This window comes from Alteromonas sp. H39, assembly GCF_047556435.1.
GTDB lineage: Bacteria > Pseudomonadota > Gammaproteobacteria > Enterobacterales > Alteromonadaceae > Alteromonas.
On record NZ_CP180210.1, the window covers coordinates 1,927,648 to 1,946,927 of the forward strand.

General features: G+C 49.0%; 15 protein-coding genes and 1 tRNA gene. 11 read left to right on the top strand and 5 right to left on the bottom strand.

Going from position 1 to position 19,280, the window contains the following annotated elements; all coding sequences use genetic code 11:
- Positions 1-6 precede the first annotated feature (6 nt).
- On the top strand, positions 7-849 hold the full coding sequence (locus tag ACLBLI_RS08500; protein WP_414830657.1) for an AraC family transcriptional regulator: 843 nt from the start codon (positions 7-9) through the stop codon (positions 847-849).
- A gap of 75 nt (positions 850-924) precedes the next feature.
- On the opposite strand, the gene rnhA is transcribed toward ACLBLI_RS08500, so the two are convergent.
- Positions 925-1,392 carry a ribonuclease HI gene (rnhA, locus tag ACLBLI_RS08505; RefSeq protein ID WP_218309574.1) on the bottom strand — a complete coding sequence of 156 codons (468 nt, stop codon included), beginning with the start codon at positions 1,390-1,392 and terminating at the stop codon, positions 925-927.
- An 85-nt stretch (positions 1,393-1,477) separates the two neighbouring features.
- Between rnhA and dnaQ the strand changes: the two genes are divergently transcribed.
- The 5 genes from dnaQ to lolE all read left to right on the top strand — a co-directional run bounded on the left by dnaQ (position 1,478) and on the right by lolE (position 6,275).
- Positions 1,478-2,197 (top strand): DNA polymerase III subunit epsilon, encoded by a 720-nt coding sequence (dnaQ, locus tag ACLBLI_RS08510; RefSeq protein WP_414830658.1) that lies wholly within the window; start codon positions 1,478-1,480, stop codon positions 2,195-2,197.
- A gap of 21 nt (positions 2,198-2,218) precedes the next feature.
- Entirely contained in the window at positions 2,219-3,664 is a 1,446-nt protein-coding gene (locus ACLBLI_RS08515; protein WP_414830939.1) for a TIGR03503 family protein, read from the top strand.
- Positions 3,665-4,119: 455 nt separating this feature from the next.
- Positions 4,120-4,196: transfer RNA gene (locus ACLBLI_RS08520), tRNA-Asp, on the top strand.
- Between the two features lie 148 nt (positions 4,197-4,344).
- Positions 4,345-5,043, top strand: a complete 699-nt coding sequence (lolD, locus tag ACLBLI_RS08525; protein WP_414830659.1) for a lipoprotein-releasing ABC transporter ATP-binding protein LolD — start codon at positions 4,345-4,347, stop codon at positions 5,041-5,043.
- Entirely contained in the window at positions 5,040-6,275 is a 1,236-nt protein-coding gene (gene lolE / locus ACLBLI_RS08530; protein ID WP_414830660.1) for a lipoprotein-releasing ABC transporter permease subunit LolE, read from the top strand. The genes lolD and lolE overlap by 4 nt, the downstream gene beginning before the upstream one ends.
- A 78-nt stretch (positions 6,276-6,353) precedes the next feature.
- Here the strand turns inward: lolE and ACLBLI_RS08535 are convergent, their stop codons facing one another.
- A complete protein-coding gene (locus tag ACLBLI_RS08535; RefSeq protein WP_414830661.1) occupies positions 6,354-7,700 on the bottom strand; it encodes a dicarboxylate/amino acid:cation symporter in 1,347 nt (448 codons plus the stop codon).
- A 118-nt stretch (positions 7,701-7,818) separates the two neighbouring features.
- Between ACLBLI_RS08535 and ACLBLI_RS08540 the strand changes: the two genes are divergently transcribed.
- Positions 7,819-10,095 carry an Ig-like domain-containing protein gene (locus ACLBLI_RS08540; RefSeq protein ID WP_414830662.1) on the top strand — a complete coding sequence of 759 codons (2,277 nt, stop codon included), beginning with the start codon at positions 7,819-7,821 and terminating at the stop codon, positions 10,093-10,095.
- Between the two features lie 348 nt (positions 10,096-10,443).
- Here the strand turns inward: ACLBLI_RS08540 and astB are convergent, their stop codons facing one another.
- Entirely contained in the window at positions 10,444-11,784 is a 1,341-nt protein-coding gene (gene astB, locus ACLBLI_RS08545) for an N-succinylarginine dihydrolase (RefSeq protein WP_414830663.1), read from the bottom strand.
- Between the two features lie 360 nt (positions 11,785-12,144).
- Between astB and topA the strand changes: the two genes are divergently transcribed.
- The 4 genes from topA (at position 12,145) to ACLBLI_RS08565 (ending at position 16,932) form a co-directional block, all read left to right on the top strand.
- The gene (gene topA, locus ACLBLI_RS08550; RefSeq protein ID WP_414830664.1) at positions 12,145-14,805 is read left to right on the top strand and encodes a type I DNA topoisomerase; all 2,661 of its coding nucleotides are present in this window, start codon (positions 12,145-12,147) and stop codon (positions 14,803-14,805) included.
- A gap of 5 nt (positions 14,806-14,810) precedes the next feature.
- A complete protein-coding gene (locus tag ACLBLI_RS08555) occupies positions 14,811-15,359 on the top strand; it encodes a DUF2058 domain-containing protein (RefSeq protein WP_414830665.1) in 549 nt (182 codons plus the stop codon).
- Positions 15,360-15,440: 81 nt separating this feature from the next.
- Positions 15,441-15,812, top strand: coding sequence for a YidH family protein (locus tag ACLBLI_RS08560; protein WP_414830666.1), 372 nt, complete (start codon positions 15,441-15,443; stop codon positions 15,810-15,812).
- Positions 15,813-16,074: 262 nt separating this feature from the next.
- Positions 16,075-16,932 carry a delta-class carbonic anhydrase gene (locus tag ACLBLI_RS08565; RefSeq protein ID WP_414830667.1) on the top strand — a complete coding sequence of 286 codons (858 nt, stop codon included), beginning with the start codon at positions 16,075-16,077 and terminating at the stop codon, positions 16,930-16,932.
- 114 nt (positions 16,933-17,046) lie between these two features.
- Here ACLBLI_RS08565 and ACLBLI_RS08570 read toward each other — a convergent pair whose 3' ends face one another.
- Positions 17,047-17,724 carry a response regulator transcription factor gene (locus tag ACLBLI_RS08570; RefSeq protein WP_414830668.1) on the bottom strand — a complete coding sequence of 226 codons (678 nt, stop codon included), beginning with the start codon at positions 17,722-17,724 and terminating at the stop codon, positions 17,047-17,049.
- A complete protein-coding gene (locus ACLBLI_RS08575) occupies positions 17,721-19,274 on the bottom strand; it encodes an ATP-binding protein (protein WP_414830669.1) in 1,554 nt (517 codons plus the stop codon). The genes ACLBLI_RS08570 and ACLBLI_RS08575 overlap by 4 nt, the downstream gene beginning before the upstream one ends.
- Positions 19,275-19,280: the final 6 nt, after the last annotated feature.

Sequence of the window (19,280 nt, forward strand, 5' to 3'; positions counted from 1 at the left end):
AGAGTTATGAAAAACGCATTGGGTCAGGTTATTGACTATATTTACGATAATCTGGACAACCCGCCAACCCTTGAGCAGTTGGCACAATTTACCGGTCTTTCTGAAAGCTACTTCCAGCGGCGTTTTGTGGCACAGTACGGCATATCTGCCGACGCGTTGCAGCGCCTGCTCAGGTTGAGGCGGGCGGCATGGCAGTTGGCGTTCCGTCCTCATCAAACCGTTACTGATATTGCTTATGACGCTGGTTTTGAGAGTGTGGCGGCGTTCAGTAAATCCTTTCGCCGTCATGGTGGCGTAACGCCTTCGGAGTTCAGAGCTAACCCGGACTGGGATTATTGGCGATCGCTGGAAACACCACTGGCAGGACTGCGCACAAATCATAATGATGATAGTGAATTTACGCCGGAATCATCAACGCTAATTGCATTTCCCTCACTCACATTAAGCGGTATTCACCATCAGGCTGACCCCGTGACTCTGGGTAAGACACTGCGTCAGCTTATTAACTGGCGTCAGGCTCACGGTGTATCACCACCACGGTCCAGAACCTTTAATATTTTTGTGGCGCCACCGACGCCAGGGCACCTCGATATTTTTATTGGCGCGACTAACGGTGCAGGCAAACCGCTGGAGGCAGGTATGCGTCACTATGTGTTACCCGCAATGGAGTGTCTGACCCTGTTCTTTAGCGGTAGCGAAACGGCGATGGGTAGGGCAATGGCCAGGTTAACAGAAGAGGCAGGCGGTTGCCTTTGTCATCCACCGTTTATTGAACGGGTTCGTTGGTTTCCCGATGTTCCCGAGGAGGAGGCCGAGTACCGACTTTATGCGCCAGTGACATTAAGCTAAAGATAGGCGCCCCGGTTTGCTTTGTGAGCGGGGCGTGTGGCGGTGCAGTTTTATAACGCGGGGACGACTGTTCGCCTATCCGCTGAAACCTTCATCTGGTTGCGTCGGGTTCGCTGACGCTGCCTCGCGGGCAAGATCATCACAGCGTTCATTTTCAGGATGACCAGAATGACCTTTCACCCAGTGCCAGTCGATATCGTGGCGTTTCACAGCTTCATCAAGCTGTTTCCAGAGATCGGCATTTTTCACCGGTTTTTTATCTGACGTTCGCCAGCCGTTTTTACGCCAGTTATGGATCCACTGATTAATCCCGTTTTTGACATACTGGCTGTCCGTTGTCAGATCCACTTTGCAGGGCTCAGTCAGACTATTAAGTGCTACGATAGGGGCCAGCAGCTCCATGCGATTGTTGGTCGTATGAGCAAAACCATCGCTTAATTCTTTACGGTGAGATTTGTACACCAGAACCGCGCCGTAGCCTCCCGGCCCGGGATTACCCAGACACGAACCGTCTGTGAAAATATGAATTGTTTTTCGGGTCACCCGATTACCTCTTTTTGCTGTTTGTCATAGCGTGTCGCGATGGGATTGATATACTAGCAAAAAAGAGAAGCAAAGCAGAGATAACATGCGTCAGATTGTACTGGATACAGAAACCACAGGTATTGATCCGAAAGAAGGCCACAGGATAATTGAAATTGGTTGTGTGGAAGTGGTAAACCGAAAACTGACCGGTAATCATTTTCACGTGTATATTAATCCGGGCCGCCAGATTGAACAGGAGGCTATCGAGGTTCACGGCATTACCAATGAATTTCTGGCTGATAAGCCGGTGTTTAAAGATATCGCCCAGGACTTTGTCAACTTCATTCGCGGCGCGCAACTGGTGATCCATAACGCGCCGTTTGATGTGGGGTTTATGGATCATGAGTTTTCCATGGAGCCATCTACCCGCACGGTAAAAACGGCGGATATCTGTACGGTACTCGATACCCTGGTCGTAGCCCGGCAGATGCATCCGGGTCAGAAAAATAACCTCGACGCGTTGTGTAAACGCTACGGCATTGACAATTCCCATCGTGAACTTCACGGCGCGTTACTGGATGCGGAAATTCTCGCCGATGTTTATCTGTTGATGACGGGTGGGCAAACCAAGCTCAGACTTGCCGGTGAAAACAGCGACTCGGACACTCACGCCCAAGCCATACGCCGCGTTCAGCGAAACGGAAATAAATTAAAGGTTATCAATGCATCCGCCGATGAATTAGCACAGCATGAAGCCAGATTAGACATCGTGGAACAAAGTGGTGGCAAGTGTCTCTGGCGGGCAACGGGCAGCGAAGAATAACAGCGGGAGCCAGCGCAAGTGATGGGTAGGATATGGGGCATCGTGTTACTGATGATAAGTGGTCTTTGTGCTGCTCAGGAACCTGTATCTGCCGATGCACAGAACCAGCCTGACTCTGAGAGCGCGGCTGGTTCGTCCTCACCACTGACTGAACTGGGAACGGAATACCAGAACTCCATTGAGCTGCTGCGCAACCGGTTTCGCATCGACTACAAGGTTGATGAAATTACCATGGTGTTTTTCCGCGAGTACGGCTCTGCACCTGTCGTTCTGGTGCGACCGGACGGATCTAAAATCTTCCAGAGTCAGGTCGAAGGTGACGATATCTTTTGGTATGACGCCGACACGTACGACATGATCAGCATCAAAAATCCCGTCCCCGGTCCATGGCAAGCCGTCGGGAGGATCCTGCCTGGCAGCCGTGTAATGGTGTTGTCTGATATTCAGTTACATGCTGATAAGCTGCCTTCAATCATTTTTTCCGGTGAAATCCTTAAAAGTACAGCGTACCTCTCAAATGACGGTCAACCCATTGACTACAATGAATTCCGCGACGTCGTCGAGCTAACGATTGAGCTTATTAGTACGAATAATCCCAATTACGACAATTTTGGTGCCAATGACCAGCTCATTGCCACATTTGAGGATAATGGACGAGGTATGGACGAAGCCCCGCTGGACGGCACATTTACCGGACAGTTTAACCTGTCAGTACCGTCTGGCGAGTGGAAACCTGTTTTCACAGTGACCACGCCGATGTTCACCCGTAAACAGGAAAATGCGCCGATCCTGCTTTACCCTAATCCCATTAAACTGGACATTGAACTTGATGGTGGCGGTGATGGATATCATAAGCTTCTGATTGATGCAGACAGAGAGTTGGTAGACATCGAGTCATTGCTTATAGACGGAAAGATCCGTTTCCCAAATGGTGACATGCAGAACTTTTCTCTGACTGAGCCCAACAGTAATATCCGTGAGCATCTTATCGTGGCTTACGAAGAGGGAGTCTTCCGGGTAAAGCTGACTGCGTACGGCACGACCTCTGAGGGCCGTGACTTTATTCTGGATGTGCCAGAATATACTTTTTTAGCGGAAGCACCTGAGCCTGAAGTGGTTGACCCGATGCTTGAGGAGACGCCGACTTCAGACGAGGAGCAACCAGCAGTGATGGATACGTCAATGGATCTTGAGTCTGAAATTGGCATCCCAGACAATGCTGCTGAGTCTGAAGCTACCGAGGAGATGGACGACAATACGATAATGATGCTAATTGTCGGCGTGAATGGCACGATCGTGGTCATCGGTTTGCTGGTTGTCACAGGTGTGATGGTAAAACGGAAAATGGCGAGAAAAAGAGCCCTTAAGCCGTCTGAACCCACTGTTTCAGGTGACGCGGCTACTAACGAGCACAAAAGCGGTTCTTGGTTTTCAAAACTGACCGGCATGTTTAAAAAATCAGGCTAAGATTATTTGTTATTTTTTCAGGTGGTGATGCTGAGTTTTAAGTCAATCTGGACGACTCTATGTGCATTAACGTTTGAACACCGCTAATGCGAACGAGAAGCATGATTTTTTCTCTCCTGACTGCTACGTCTGTAGCTTAACAACACGTTTGCTGAATACTCGCAGCTATTGTCCGTCCTTCTGACGCTGCGCCGCCGAATTCGATAAACGTGAAACACCAGTGTGCTGTTAGCAATGCCTTGACCTGAGACTGGAACCGGTCGCTGAATACCTTTCAGACAGCAATTGTTGGTAAATAAAACATTCTGTTGAATTAACGTGCAAACGGGCCGCAGATGACGATTTTATTAAAAAAAACCATTGACTCTATTTAGGTGAAACCGTATTATCTGCGCCGCAGTGAGGGCAGGGCGATTCAACAATCGCAATTAACTCACTGAAAATATTGAAAAAGTGGAGCGGTAGTTCAGTTGGTTAGAATACCGGCCTGTCACGCCGGGGGTCGCGGGTTCGAGTCCCGTCCGCTCCGCCACTAACTTGCATGTCCTGTGTGAGTTATCTACCTGAAAAAAACATCAACTATTACTTCACAGTATTCGCTTTACTGCGCTTTCGTGTTGGTATTCGCGTGTCTATCAGGATACCATTCTGTCAACGTTACCAAGAGGATCAAAGCAGACATGGAAGCAGTGATTGCATGTCAGGGGATTGCAAAGTCCTACCGTGAAGAAAGTACTACTACCAGTGTGTTAACGGACATTTCCTTTACCGTAAACTCCGGCGAACAAGTCGCCATTCTTGGCAGTTCCGGTTCAGGTAAGAGTACGCTATTACACATCCTGGGTGGGCTGGATACGCCTGATGAAGGAACAGTACTGATAAAAGGTCAGGCACTTCACACCTTAACTTCAAAGCAGTTGGCTGCACTGAGAAACCGGGATATCGGTTTTATCTACCAGTTTCATCATTTATTGCCAGAGTTTACTGCAGCCGAAAATGCGGCTATGCCGTTGCTGATTAACGGTACTTCTCATAAACAGGCGTTGGCTGAAGCGACACACCGGCTTAAACAAGTCGGCCTCGGACATCGCCTGGATCATAAGCCTGCGGCACTATCCGGTGGTGAGCGCCAGCGCGTGGCCATCGCGCGCGCACTGATAAATAACCCCGCAATTGTGCTGGCCGATGAACCGACGGGTAACCTTGATCACCGCACCGGGGAACAGGTTTATGCGCTTTTGCGTGAACTCAGTGAAGAGCAGGGAACCAGCTTTATCGTCGTAACACACGATCGCTCTCTGGCTGCGCAAATGGATCGTACCCTAACCATTATGGACGGCAAACTTCAGTCACCAGAAACTCAGGCTGCGACCGTATGAAGCTGGCGTGGGAATTGGCAAACCGGTTCCGCCGTGCCAAACAGAAAAATCGTTTTATCTCGTTCATTTCTTTCTCATCTACGCTGGGGATTGGATTGGGGTGCTTTGTATTGATTACGTTGCTTAGCGTAATGAACGGTTTCGAGCGCGAGCTTACACATCGTATATTGTCTGTTATCCCGCATGGGGAACTATACGCTACCGAATCTACAGGAATTCGCCATTGGGAAGCGCAAGTACACAGGTTGGAGCAGGATCCGCGCGTCAGTCAGGTTGAACCTTACACTAAAATAACCGGGATGTTGCAGTATAAAGGCGAGCTAAAAGCGGTGGAGTTAACCGGCCTGGACACCGGCACTGAGAATGATATTGCGTGGCGCTCCAGGGTACCAGAGTCCGACTGGGAACGCTTTCAGTCCGAACCTGACGGGGTGTTGTTAGGTAAAGGCGTTGCTGAAAAGCTGGGCATTGAAAAAGGGGAGTCGGTTCAGGTGCTGATCCCTACTATGACAGCTGACTTATCGTTCAAGGCACCGCGTAGTGAAACACTTACCGTTTCCGGGATCCTGAATATTGGTGGAGAACTGGATAATTATCTTGGCATGATGCACCTGAAAAAGGCGTCTCAGGCACTGGAAATCGATTCCGGCGCACTGGGACTTCGATTTACGTTGCATGATCCGTTTTCGGCTTACGGAACCATGCGCGAGATTGGTTACAGTTTCCCCCAGTCTGCTTATATGTCTGACTGGACAAGAACACAGGGGCATTTGTACAAAGACATACAATTGGTCAGGACGGTTGTCTATATTGCGCTGACACTGGTCATTGCTGTTGCCTGTTTTAATATTGTTTCTACGCTGGTTATGGCGGTGCGGGAAAAGCGCGCAGCTATCGCGATATTAAAAACCATGGGGGCACCAGATGCGCTTATTCGTCAGGCGTTTGTATTGCAGGGAATGATTAATGGCGTTATCGGTATTGTATCGGGAACGTTGGCAGCAATTATTATTGCGCCAAATTTGTCGGCCATTGTCAGGGTAGTCGAGGATTCACTGGGAATAAGCGTATTGTCCGGTGATATTTACTTTATTGACTTTTTACCTTCTGAACTGCACGTCCAGGACGTCTTGGTGACTGTCGTTGTTGCATTTATCCTGTGCGTGCTGGCAACGCTTTACCCAGCGCATAAAGCGGTAAAAGTCGAGCCTGCAACCGCATTAAATGGTTAGTTGCTATCCGAGATTGCGTACATAATCAAAAAAAATAGCCCGTCGACGCGGGCTATTTTTTGTTACGCTGTTGTTCTGCTAACTGTTTTTGTCAAAATGCTGGAGGTCGATATTTTCTTCCTTCTCGCCAGCATCTTCGTCGTAATAGACAGCCTCATCCAGATCATTTTCACTTTTTGCTACGACGCAGGAGACCATACAGTCGCCCGTGATGTTCACGGCGGTACGTGTCATATCCAGCAGACGATCCACACCGATAATCAGGGCAATACCTTCTACCGGCAGATTTACCTGCTGCAGCACCATGGCCAGCATAATCAACCCAACGCCAGGTACACCAGCCGTGCCAACTGAGGCCAGGGTAGCGGTTAAGACCACCATCATGTAATCCCCCAATGTCAGGTCAACGGCGTAAACCTGCGCGATAAACACGGTTGCAACGCCTTGCATAATCGCCGTGCCATCCATGTTGATGGTAGCGCCAAGTGGCAGCGTGAATGATGATACTGAATTACCAACACCCAGTTTGTTGCGCGCGGTTTCCATGGTTACCGGCAGCGTCGCACTGCTGGATGAGGTACTGAATGCGAAAAGTGCGGCGTCGCGCATCTTCTTAAACAGCACCAGCGGATTCAGGCCGGTCAGCACTTTCAGCAGAACTGAGTATGTGACCAGACCGTGTATCGCCAGTACCGCAAGCACCAGCACAAAATATTTTGCCAGGCTGAATATGGTGTCCACGCCAATGGTGGCGAAAAGCTTCGCCATCAGCACAAACACACCGTACGGGGCAAGGTTCATGATGATGGTAACCAGACGCATAATTACGGTATTAACGTCCTCAAAGAACGCGCCTATACGTTTACCTGCTTCGCCAGTCATTGCCATAGCGATACCAAACAGTACCGCGAAGACGATAATTTGAAGCATGTTGCCTTCTGCCATCGAGTTGATGGGGTTGGTAGGAAACATATTCACGAATACTTCAGACAGACTGGGCGGGGTTGTCGCTACGTATTCATTTTCAGTACTTAAGTTAAGGTTTTCACCGGGTGAAAATAACAATCCTAAGCTGATGGCCAGTGTTACGGCAATACCGGTTGTGACAATATACAGGCCAACTGACTTTGCGCCCAAACGCCCGAGTTTACTGGGTTCAGTAAGGCTGCTGGTGCCACAGATAAGTGAGACGAAAACGAGTGGTACCACCAACATTTTCAGGCTGGCGATAAATATTTGCCCTAATGTAGAAAATATACCTTCTACCAGAATGCCATACGTGGAAAACTCGAAACCAAATATCGAAAAGCGCAAATCTCCGCTATCATCAAATGAGAATTGAAGCAGGGCGCCGATAATGATTCCGGCAACCATGCCGATAAAAATTCTGGTGGTTAAACTATATTTATGTGCAGTTTGAGACATGTATGTTCCCTGAGCATATTTTATTATTCTGAATTGCTCCGATAGTGTGCCAGATTCTTGTTATTTTTAAACGTGAAAACGGCCCAATTGTCATTAAAAGAGGTCCAGGAAGACAACTATGCGTGCATTATTGAAGTCGCTGACGTTACTCAGCACAATGATTTTACTTGTTGCCTGTGGTGGAGGCGGCTCTGTTTCCAGAGACGACAACGGCGGCAACCCAGGCAATGGCGGTGGTACACCGGATCCAACAATCAGTATCAGCATGGATGTGCAGGACAGCGAAGGAAACACTGACCGAGACCTGACCATTGATAATCCGCTGACTGTCGTTGCGACGGTTTCGGACTCTAATGGTGATGCTGTTACCGATACGCTGGTAACGTTTAGCCTGAGTAACAGCGAGCTGGCTGTTTTCTCTAATGACACAGGCACTGCACGAACCGACGATAATGGTGTCGCAAGCATTAACATGACTGTGGGCGCGCTGGCAGGAGATGGACAGATCACAGCGACAATTGCATCTGGTGAAGAAGGAACCACTACGTTTTCTTCCTCCGGTAGTGGCGGTGGCAGTATCCAGCCAGCCACGTTACAGCTTTTTGCCAGCACCGTGCAGTTGCCCTCCAGCGGCTCTGACGATGTCGAGTTAATTGCGCTTGTGAAAAATGAGCAAAGCGTGCTGATGGAAGGCGTCGATGTCAGTTTCTCGGTAAGTAATTCGGCTGACGTTGAGCTTCAGCTTACCCAGCCTACTACTGCCGCCGACGGCACGGCGCGCGCCCTGTTATCTACACAAAATAACGCTACTAACCGCACTGTAACGGTTACTGCACAAACCGGTACGTTGGTGCAAACGGTCGATGTAGAGATTTTTGGTACAGAGGTGACGATTAACGGCACCAGTTCAATCATTCTCAATGATTCCGTAGACCTTACACTTCGTGTTCAGGACTCAGACGGTGTAGCGATTCCAAATCAAGCTGTGGCTATCTCTGCTGAAAGCGGAACGCTGAGTTCAGATTCAGTCGTTACCGGCACGGATGGTCAGGCTACAGTGTCATATACGGGTACAGCATCAGGTGAAGATGTAGTGACCGCGTCTGCACTAAACGCCACAACAACGTTTACTATTAATGTTCAGGAAGATGAGTTCTTTTTTACATCTCTTCCTGATTCAGAGGTGCCACTTAACACTGAGCAATCCATTACTGTGAGCTGGAGTAAAGACGGGGGGCCGTTTGCTGGCGGAGACGTCTCATTCACTGCATCAAGAGGCATGATTGTGAGTGGACAAACTGCAGTGACAGATGAGGATGGTCAGGCTAGTTTCGTTATAAGTTCAAGTAATGCAGGTAAGTCTTCAATCACAGCCACGGGCATAGATTCTGATGGTAATGAAGTCAGTGCGCGGGCAGAAATTGAATTTATTGCAACGGTACCCGCGACAATTCAGGCGGATGCGACACCAGACCTGATTGGTCCTGACGGCCAGACCAGCACCATTACAGCCATTGTGCGCGATGCTGAAGGGAACTTGGTTAAAGGCGCGGTAGTGTCGTTCAATGTCGATGATACCAGCACCGGTTCTATTGCACCCTCGCAGTCAACAACAGACAGCAATGGTGTTGCCTCGACAGTGTTTACTTCTGGCTCAGTGACCAGTGCCGATGCAGTAGTCATCACCGCTGAAATCAACGGTAACTCTACTGTGAGCGATACAGTCACACTGACCGTTGGTAACCGAGCATTCGACGTGTCAATTGGTACGGGCAACGTGGTACAAAAACCAGACAACGCGACTTATCTGAAAGAGTTTGCAGTATTTGTTACTGATGCCGTTGGTCAGCCTGTAGAGGGCGTAACGTTAACAGCGTCTACAACTCCGACCAAATACGCAAACAATGGCGTTTACAGAAAAGGATACTGGATATGGAACGGCAGTGCATGGATAGTGACTTCAGATACAATTACCGCAATCTGTGCTAACGAAGATATCGATGCCGATGGTATCTTAGATCTTGGCGCAGACCAGACAAATCGCGATGGGCGCCTGGATATGGATGATGATTCCAACGGCAACGGTGTCCTTGAGCCAGGTGAAGATCTCAATGATGATGGGTTCCTTACGCCAGGTATTGTCGGCTCTATTTCATTCGCAAACGGCAACGCGACGGATGAGAATGGGCAGGCGATTCTGGAGCTTCGCTACCCCCGGGCCTATGCGCCTTGGTACGATACGGAGATTACGGTATTTGCTCAGTCAACTGGCAGTGAAGCCAGTGCAAGTATGGTGTTTACACTTACTGCCGCAGCGGAAGATCTGGACTCTGAACCTGACGAGCCACCACCAAGCCCTTTTGGCACAGGTACTTCCTGTTTAGATATCCATTAATACACAAGCCCGGTCCGCCGGGCTTTTTTACGGTCGGCAGTAAATGCTGCTGGCAAACACGAGAATAGCTGTTTGCAGAAACGCCTGATGCTATTCGTCCAGTGTCCTTTTATAGTGATGTCAGTCAGAAGATATCAGGTTGGCTCAAAGTGTGTCTGAAAGAAAGAGCATGACAGACGCTAAGCTATTTTATTCGTAAGTAAGGGTAGTGCTCGTTGTAATCGCAGAATGCCCTGGGAGAGCCTGACAGACACCACAGTGGCGAATTTCATAGCATTGTTCTGTAACTGACTTTTAAACACAAAAAAGCCCGGTTGCTTCCGGGCTTTCTAAGATGATTGAAATAACTCAATCTTGCTGGAACGGATAGACCGAACCCAGTTTCAGAATTTGCGTCAGCTCATCAAGTGCTGTGCGCGATTCGGTCACAAGCTGCGGGTCGCGCAGGTCGTTCTCTGTCAGTTCATCACGATAATGCTTATCTACCCAGGTATTCAGGCGCGCGAATTGTTGATCGTTGATCAGCGTATTTGGATTCACGGCGTCAAGTTCCTGCTCAGTCAGCGCAACGCGTAACCGCAGGCACGCTGGTCCACCGCCATTTCGCATGCTCTGTTTTACATCAAAGTAATTGACGGATTTGATTGGCGTTCCCATAGTCACAAGGTTGTCCAGGTAGCGACTAACTGCGTCATTCTCCTGACACTCGGTTGGTGCAATGATTGTCTTATCGCCAGAGGGAAGCGTGATAATCTGTGTATTGAACAGATAGGTTTTCACAGCATCCAGAACAGAAACATCGTCAGTTTTCACTTCGATAAAATGTAGTGGATGGTCACCGAACTTGCGACGAATTTCGTCAAGCTTTGTCTGGGTATCGTAAAATGCCTGTTCATGGTAAAACAGCACATTCTGGTTACCTACCGCAATCACATCGTTGTGAAATACACCCTGGTCAATCACATCCGGATTTTGCTGAATGTAAACCACTTGCTCATCACTTAATCCATGCAAGCGTGCAATAGCCTGACTGGCCTCCAGCGTCTGACGGGCAGGGAACTTCTTAGGGGCCGGCTTACTGGCGTCAAATGCATGTCTACCATAAACAAATAATTCCAGACCGGCATGACCATAGTCGGTACACAAACGGGTATGGTTTGCTGCACCTTCGTCACCGAAATGTTCATTGTCCGGCAGGTGAGTGTGGTGGGCAAAGTACTTGTCATTAGCAAAAGTGGCTTTCAGGATGCGGCCCGTCACCTCAGGTTCCAGAGAGCGATGAAACTTATTAGTCAGATTTGCAGGCGTGAAGTGAACGCGGCCATCTGCAGTGTCTGCGCCTGGCGAGACTGTCGCCGCATTGGCCGTCCACATGCTTGATGCTGAACAACATGCCAGGAATACTTCGCGGGCTTGTTTGGCAGCATTTTCCAGTACAGTAGCATCCGAACCGGTGAAACCGAGACGGCGAAGTGTGGCAATGTCCGGGCGCTCCTGTGGTGCAAGAATACCCTGCATCATACCCATGTCCGCCAAGGCTTTCATTTTACCCAGGCCCTGCTTTGCAGCCTGTTTTGGGCTACTTACCGCGTTGGCGTTACTCAACGAGGCGACATTACCAAATGACAAACCCGCGTAATTATGGGTAGGTCCTACCAGGCCATCAAAGTTCACTTCGAATTGCTTCATACTTTCCCTCTGTAGGTTGTTGGTGACAAAAGATGCCACCTTATTACGGGTCGGTGAGAATCAAACGAGAGGCGACGACTGGCCCTTGCTTCATTTGCCGACCTGATTGAGAATAGCGTCGAATGAGCGGCATTATACGGGTTTTCATCGGGTTGCCAATCGAGGTGGTTAAAAAGTGAGCGAAATATCCCGCTGTGGCCGGTAAGTGAAAGAATAACTATTAAGAAGATCTTGTTTTCCATTCACTTTGTAGATATATGTTAAAAAAGCACGGGCGTTGTCAGGGCACATTCCAGCTCCCGTTTCATACAGTTAGTAATGATAAAAGTTACTATAAATCAATGGGTTTAGTTCAATTATATGGCAAAATCACTGGTCATAGTCGAGTCGCCAGCCAAAGCGAAAACGATAAATAAATATCTCGGTAAAAATTTTATCGTAAAAAGTTCAGTAGGCCACGTTCGTGATCTCCCGACAAAAGCACTCGGGAAAGTAGAGCCTAAAAAAAGTGCAAAAGAATTAAAAACGCTCAGTGAGGAAGAAAAGTCTGAGTATCTCCGCCGTCATGAATACAAGAAGCTGGTAGATCGCATGGGGGTAGACCCCGAGCAGGACTGGAAAGCACACTATCAGGTATTGCAAGGCAAAGAGAAAGTCGTTAACGAGCTGAAAAAGCTGGCAAAAGATGCAGATACTATCTACCTCGCGACCGATTTGGACCGCGAGGGAGAAGCGATTGCGTGGCATCTTAAAGAACTGCTTGGCGACAAAAATAAAACCTATCAGCGCGTGGTGTTCAACGAGATCACCAAAAACGCCATTCAGGAAGCGTTTTCGCATCCTGGAGAAGTAAACACCGACAGAGTCAACGCACAGCAGGCCCGTCGTTTTCTTGATCGGGTTGTTGGCTTTATGGTGTCTCCGCTGCTATGGAAAAAGATTGCCCGCGGGCTGTCTGCCGGTCGCGTACAGTCTGTGGCCGTGCGTTTGGTTGTTGAGCGTGAGCGGGAAATTAAGGCGTTTGTTCCTGAAGAGTTTTGGGACGTGCATGCTGACCTGACCACAGAGCAAAAAAATGCATTGCGAATGATGGTGAACAAATACCAGGGCAATGCATTTAAGCCAAAAAACAAAACCGAAACCGACGAGGCTGTTAAGCGCCTGGAGGCATCATCCTATGTGGTTGAGAGCCGAGAATCAAAACCGACACAGAGTCGGCCATCGGCGCCATTTATTACCTCTACTTTGCAACAGGCAGCCAGTACCCGATTAGGTTTCGGCGTAAAGAAAACCATGATGATGGCACAGCGTTTGTACGAAGCTGGCCATATTACCTACATGCGTACCGATTCGACCAATTTGAGTCAGGAAGCGCTGGATAATTGTCGTGACTATATAAACGACAATTTTGGTGATAAGTATTTGCCTCCATCAGCGAACCGCTATGGCAGCAAAGAAGGCGCTCAGGAAGCGCACGAAGCCATTCGTCCTTCAAACGTGGCTATCAAGGCTGAGTCGCTGAAAGAGATGGAGCGAGACGCACAGCGTCTGTATGAGCTTATCTGGCGTCAGTTCGTGGCTTGCCAGATGACGCCGGCAAAATATGACGCCACCACCATAAAAGTGGCAGCCGGAGATTATGAACTGACAGCGAAAGGTCGGGTACTTAAATTTGACGGCTGGACCCGGGTACAACCGCAAATCCGCAAGAAAGGCGATGAAGAGCTGATGCTGCCTGACGTGCAGAAAGGGGACGAGCTGAATCTTAAGGCGCTTGATCCGAAGCAGCACTTTACCAAGCCTGTTGCACGCTTTAATGAAGCATCGTTGGTAAAAGAGCTTGAAAAGCGCGGTATAGGCAGGCCTTCCACATATGCCAGCATTATCTCGACTATTCAGGATCGTGGCTATGTACGACTTGAGAATAAGCGTTTTTATGCGGAAAAAATGGGTGAAATCGTTAATGACAGGTTGATGGAAAATTTCGATGACCTGATGAATTACGATTTCACTGCCAATATGGAACAGCATCTGGATGATATTGCCGAAGGGAATAAAAACTGGAAGCAGGTTCTAAATGATTTCTACAGTGATTTCTATAACAAGTTGCTGACCGCTGAGAAAGACCCCGATGAAGGCGGGATGCGCGCAAATCAAGCCGTACCCGCAGGGATAACCTGCGATAAGTGTGGTCGCGAAATGAATGTGCGCACGGCATCAACCGGTGTGTTTTTAGGCTGCTCGGGTTATAACCTGCCGCCTAAGGAGCGTTGTACCAACACGATGAATCTGACACCTGGCGACGAAGTCGTTAAGGTTGACGATGAAGAGGAAATGGAAACCGAAGCGCTTCGCGCTAAAAAGCGCTGTCAGATTTGCGGCACGGCGATGGACAGTTACCTGGTAGATGAAACGCGAAAACTGCATGTGTGTGGTAATACGCCCACGTGTCCGGGGACGCTGGTTGAAACAGGTACGTTTAAAATTAAAGGTTATGATGGCCCGGTTATCGAATGCGATAAATGTGGCAGCGACATGGAACTGAAAAACGGCCGGTTCGGAAAATACTTTGGCTGTTCCAACGATGAATGCAAAAACACGCGCAAGTTACTTCGTAATGGCGAGGCTGCGCCACCGAAAGAAGATCCGGTCGACTTACCTGAGCTGCCATGCGAGAAGTCCGATGCACACTTTATGTTGCGTGACGGGGCTTCAGGTATTTTCCTGGCGGCGCATAACTTCCCGAAATCCAGGGAAACTCGTGCACCGAAAGTTGAGGAACTTGCCCGCTTCAGAGACAGAATTTCACCGAAATTCTATTATCTTGCGGATGCACCGCAGCAGGATCCGGATGGAAATCCAACGATTGTCCGTTTCAGCAGAAAGACCAAACAGCAGTATGTAATGTCTGAAAACGAAAACGGTAAATCTACGGGATGGTCCGCCTGGTATCAGAACGGTAAATGGGTGGCACAAAGTGCGAAAAAGCCCGCAGCGAAGAAAGCAACGAAGAAAGGGTAACTGGTATGGCGTCATTACAGGACCAATTACTGAAAGCAGGTTTGGCTGACAAAACGTCAGCCAAACAGGCGCGTGCTGAAAAGCGAAAAAAGCAGAAGCTGAAAAACAAGAATAAAACCGAAGTTGTGGATGAAGCCACACTGGCTGCGCAGGAAGCCGCCGAGGCCAAAAAAGCCAAAGACCGGGCGCTTAACGAGGCACGGCAAAAGGAGGTGGAGAAAAAGTCCATCGCCGCGCAAGTTAAGCAACTGATAAGTGTAAACCGGCAGTCCAAAGGAAAGGGCGATACAGTGCTTAACTTTACTCATGACAATGTTGTGAAGCGTATGTATGTCACCGATGAAGTGCACAAACTGGTGACGCAGGGGCGCTTAACGGTGGTCAGTTTTGAAGATGGTTACGAGCTTGTACCTACGCCGGTGGCAGATAAAATTGCCCAGCGAGATCAAAACTCAATTATTTATCGCGCTGATACCGCTGCAGAGGATAAGGCGGCATCAGAAGAAGATGACTGGTATGCGGATTATCAGATCCCAGACGATCTCACCTGGTAATCCGGGTACCCACGGTGGTTTCAAGCCATGCCCTGTGAGTGTGAACTGACAGGGCATTTTTGTTTACAGGAAGAACTCTCCATGTCTGACTTGCAGGATCCCAGAGTACTATTTGCCGCAGAGCGCACGTTACTGGCGTGGAATCGAACCAGTCTCGGTTTAATTGCCTTTGGCTTTGTTATCGAGCGCTCTGGGTTTTTGCTCAAGGTGTTGGGAGAAGAGTCAGGAACGTTCAGTGCGTACGGGCCCACCTTCGTGCTCGGTCTGCTCTTTATCTTTCTTGGTGCAGTTTGTGCCGGCGTTTCTGCCTATCAGTTTTCCAAAGTACTCACGACGCTAAACGAAAAAGAGATACCGGAGAGATACAGACCGCGCTGGGGAATGACTATTAACCTGCTGGTGTCGTTACTAAGCCTGCTCCTAATTGGTGTGTTGTTTTATCTGCATCAATAAGCCCTGAAGTACGACTTTCGGCCTCAGGCTTTCTAAAAAACAACTATCATTTGCTGCGAGCGCTTTGCAGATACTTGTTTCAGAGCGTGGCAGTGATTATTGATATATGTGTTTTCTTACTTGCGTTGTACAAACCAATGCAAGGCAGCCTGATGTTTTCAGCGTGTTTTAATCTGTCGTTAATCTAATTTTAATCCTGACGACAGGGCTCTTTTAGTCATTTTTTTTATTCTTGTTGTTAACAAACAATGAGGGGAAAAAAATGAACAACGTCATAAAAAAGATTGTAGGAGTGTCGTCAGCGTTAGGGATTTGTTTATCAGCCTCCGGGGCCTTAGCACAGACGGTCAGTGACAATGTGATTGCTGAGCAGCGACAGAATCTGGCAAAAGAAACCCAGGGGGCAGGCTATGGGCCACAGTCTCCCCGGGACATTGAGCAGTATTACGGACTTAATCAACGCGTGTTTGCAAAGGCACCGGTGAGAAGTCAGATGAATCTCTGCAACATCCATTTCCACAAAGGGGCCGAGCACAAAGGCGGGCAATTTACCACTTACGCCGGTAACGGCAATGGTGCCGGCCTGGGAACTGGCTACCTTTATAACGGCGACTTGTCTGCACAACTACAAGCACCACTGCCAGCAAAAGTCTGTGCAGCAAAGGGGGAGGGACTGCAGTCCGGCGATACCATTGAAGTTCACTATGTATTCTCTACTGCCGCGGTTGAGCCTGGCGCTACGTTGGGTGCCTGTCTGGCTGACGAGACCATGAATCCACAACTGCGGGTAGAAGCACAGGTGATGGTGCTGGCGAACGATGAAAATGCCCCGGATTTTGAGCGGTTAGCACAGGTGAGTGAGGTGAATGGATACTATCAGGCGCCGAATATTCCTTCTGACACCGGGGTGCCTGTTGAATATTCAGGCTCTACAACCGGGCCGTCCTACAATGAAAAAGGATCGCCGTTACAAGTGTCCTGGAGCGTAAGGCCCGGCGTCACGCTCGTCAATGCGGCATCGGTAGGTGAGTGGTGTGAAGATAACGAGTTTGAGGAAGATCATGCCCATGGAGTACGTAACCTGGTGGTAAATCCGGAATTACTGTCTACTATTTACTAGTTACCAACCCTGGCAACAATCGCTGTTGGCGTCCCCAATCCGCTGGCAGTGATTGTTTGCCACACCCATGCACGCATGTAGTGCTGCTCCCGCCCATTACAGTATTGGTAATGGTCAGGCACGATAATTAAGCCGATAACCATTCCCACGCAGGGTTTCAATATCAATCAGAGTATCTTTCGGTACCTTTTGCCGTAGACGACTGATGTAAACATCTACCACATTTGTCATCGGATCGGACTGACTTTGCCACACCCGGCTGATTATCCGCTCACGAGATAGCACCTTATTCGCACTTTCCACCAGATACTGAAGCAACTGATATTCGATACGGGTCAGAGAGAGTTCCTCGCCGCAGGCGTAAACGATCCGCGATTCCAAATCAAAACTCAGGCCTCCCAGAGTCAGCGCGTTTGCAGGCGAAGTGGAAACGGAAACACGCCTTCCCAGCGCCATGATCCTGGCCAGCAACTCGTCAAAATCAAACGGTTTGCAGAGGTAGTCGTCAGCGCCTGCTTTTAGTCCCTGAACCCGTTCTCTCACATCATCAACAGCAGTTAGCAACAGCACCATCGGCGAGTCAGGCAATGCCTTGAGATTGTCCAGCACAGTGATACTGTCCTGCTGACCAAACATTCTGTCGAGTATGACAATGTCGGGTTTGTCCTGCTTGACTCTGGCTGTCAGGTTAAATAACTGATGCTCTGTAGAACACTCGTAGCCCTCGGCAGATAAGCCTCGGGCGAGAAAATCAGTTAACGGCTTTTCATCATCGGCTATCAGAAGTTTCATTTCACTAATACCTGCGGAATACGTATCGTAAATGTTGCGCCTTTACCAGGTGAAGACAATACCGTTATGTCGCCGCCGTGGGCTTCAATTATGGCTTTTGCAATGGGCAGGCCTAATCCAACACCACTGCCGTTGCGGTTCAGTCTGACAAAACGCTCGAAAATATGTTCCTGTTCCGCCAGAGATATGCCGCAGCCGTTGTCTTTTACTGAAATACTATAGCGTGAGTCGGTGCGGGATAATACCAGCTCAACTGGTGTACCACTTTCGGAATACTTAAGTGCATTATCCAGAATAATGGTGATAGCCTGTTCGAACCGTTGCACGTCGAGCAACGCAGAACTGTTGCTTTCATTGCTGACAAAGGTAATGTTTCTGTCAGCGTGTGTACGCTGCCACGCCTGAACCAGTTGCAGAATTACCTGTGCGATATCGCAACTCTCCCGTTCCAGTTTCAGTTGGCTCATTTCTGCGCGTACCAGCAATAGTAAGTCGTCTACCAATCTGCTGAGGTTAACCGATTGTTCAAGGATCGCAGACAGTGTCTCACGGTACAGGTCTTCATCCACTGAAGATTGTCTCAGTGTCACCTGCGCTTCACCCCGGATAATGGTCAGAGGCGTTCGCAGCTCATGAGACACATCGGCTATAAACTGGCGTCGTTTATTATCGATATTGGTTAGTTGCTTGTTAGCTTCGGTCAGCTCGCGAGTGCGGCTTTCAACTTCAAACTCCAGTTCTTTTCTGTAAGCGGCTGCTTGCGCTTCGTGTTCGGAAAGCTGGATCACCATATCATTCAGCGCTTTAACCAGTTCGCTGAATTCCTTATCAAGGTTTTCCGGAAACCGGTAAGCATAATTTCCTGAAGCGATAGAGCGAGTACCAGACTGAATAACGGTAAGCGGCTGGTAGAGCGCGCTGAACAACCAATAACATCCCAGGATAATAAACGGGCCGGCGATAACGCCAAGCCCGATGGTGAACCACACAATGGCCGTGTTGAGCGTTTCAATACTCGCATTGGTAGCTGAAACGACACGGCTTTGGCGGATCACTGCAGAGTTGATGGCTTCCCTGAAGCGATTATCAATGGTGACTTCCAGTAACTCCTGTAAGCGCGCCTGCTGATTCAGAGGTGTATCGTTATTGGCTTCTACAATAGTGCGAAACTCTGTGATGATATCGAGTATCAACGCCTCAAGTTCGTCGGTGTCTTCCACGCTTCCCTGAGTGATCTTTTCCCCCAGCGCCAGTCTCTGCTCGATTTCAAGCGCACGGATCCGCTCGACGGATTGTTGAATCAGTTCCTGCTTGTTTCTGACCATCGCCTGATTGGCGTTTTTGCCAAAAATTAACTCATCGGTAAGTTGTTTGAAAAGTCGGTAAGAGATGCTGGAAAGCTGTTGATGCTCAGTGAGAAGAGACTGTGCAATCTGACTTTGAGCCAGATTTTCCCTTGTCAGGTGAGCAGTGATTGCCGACGAGGCGAGGGCGATAAGTAGCATAAAGGTGGCGACAAGCCCGAACAGGTAAAGTTTCTTCTTATACATAGTGGT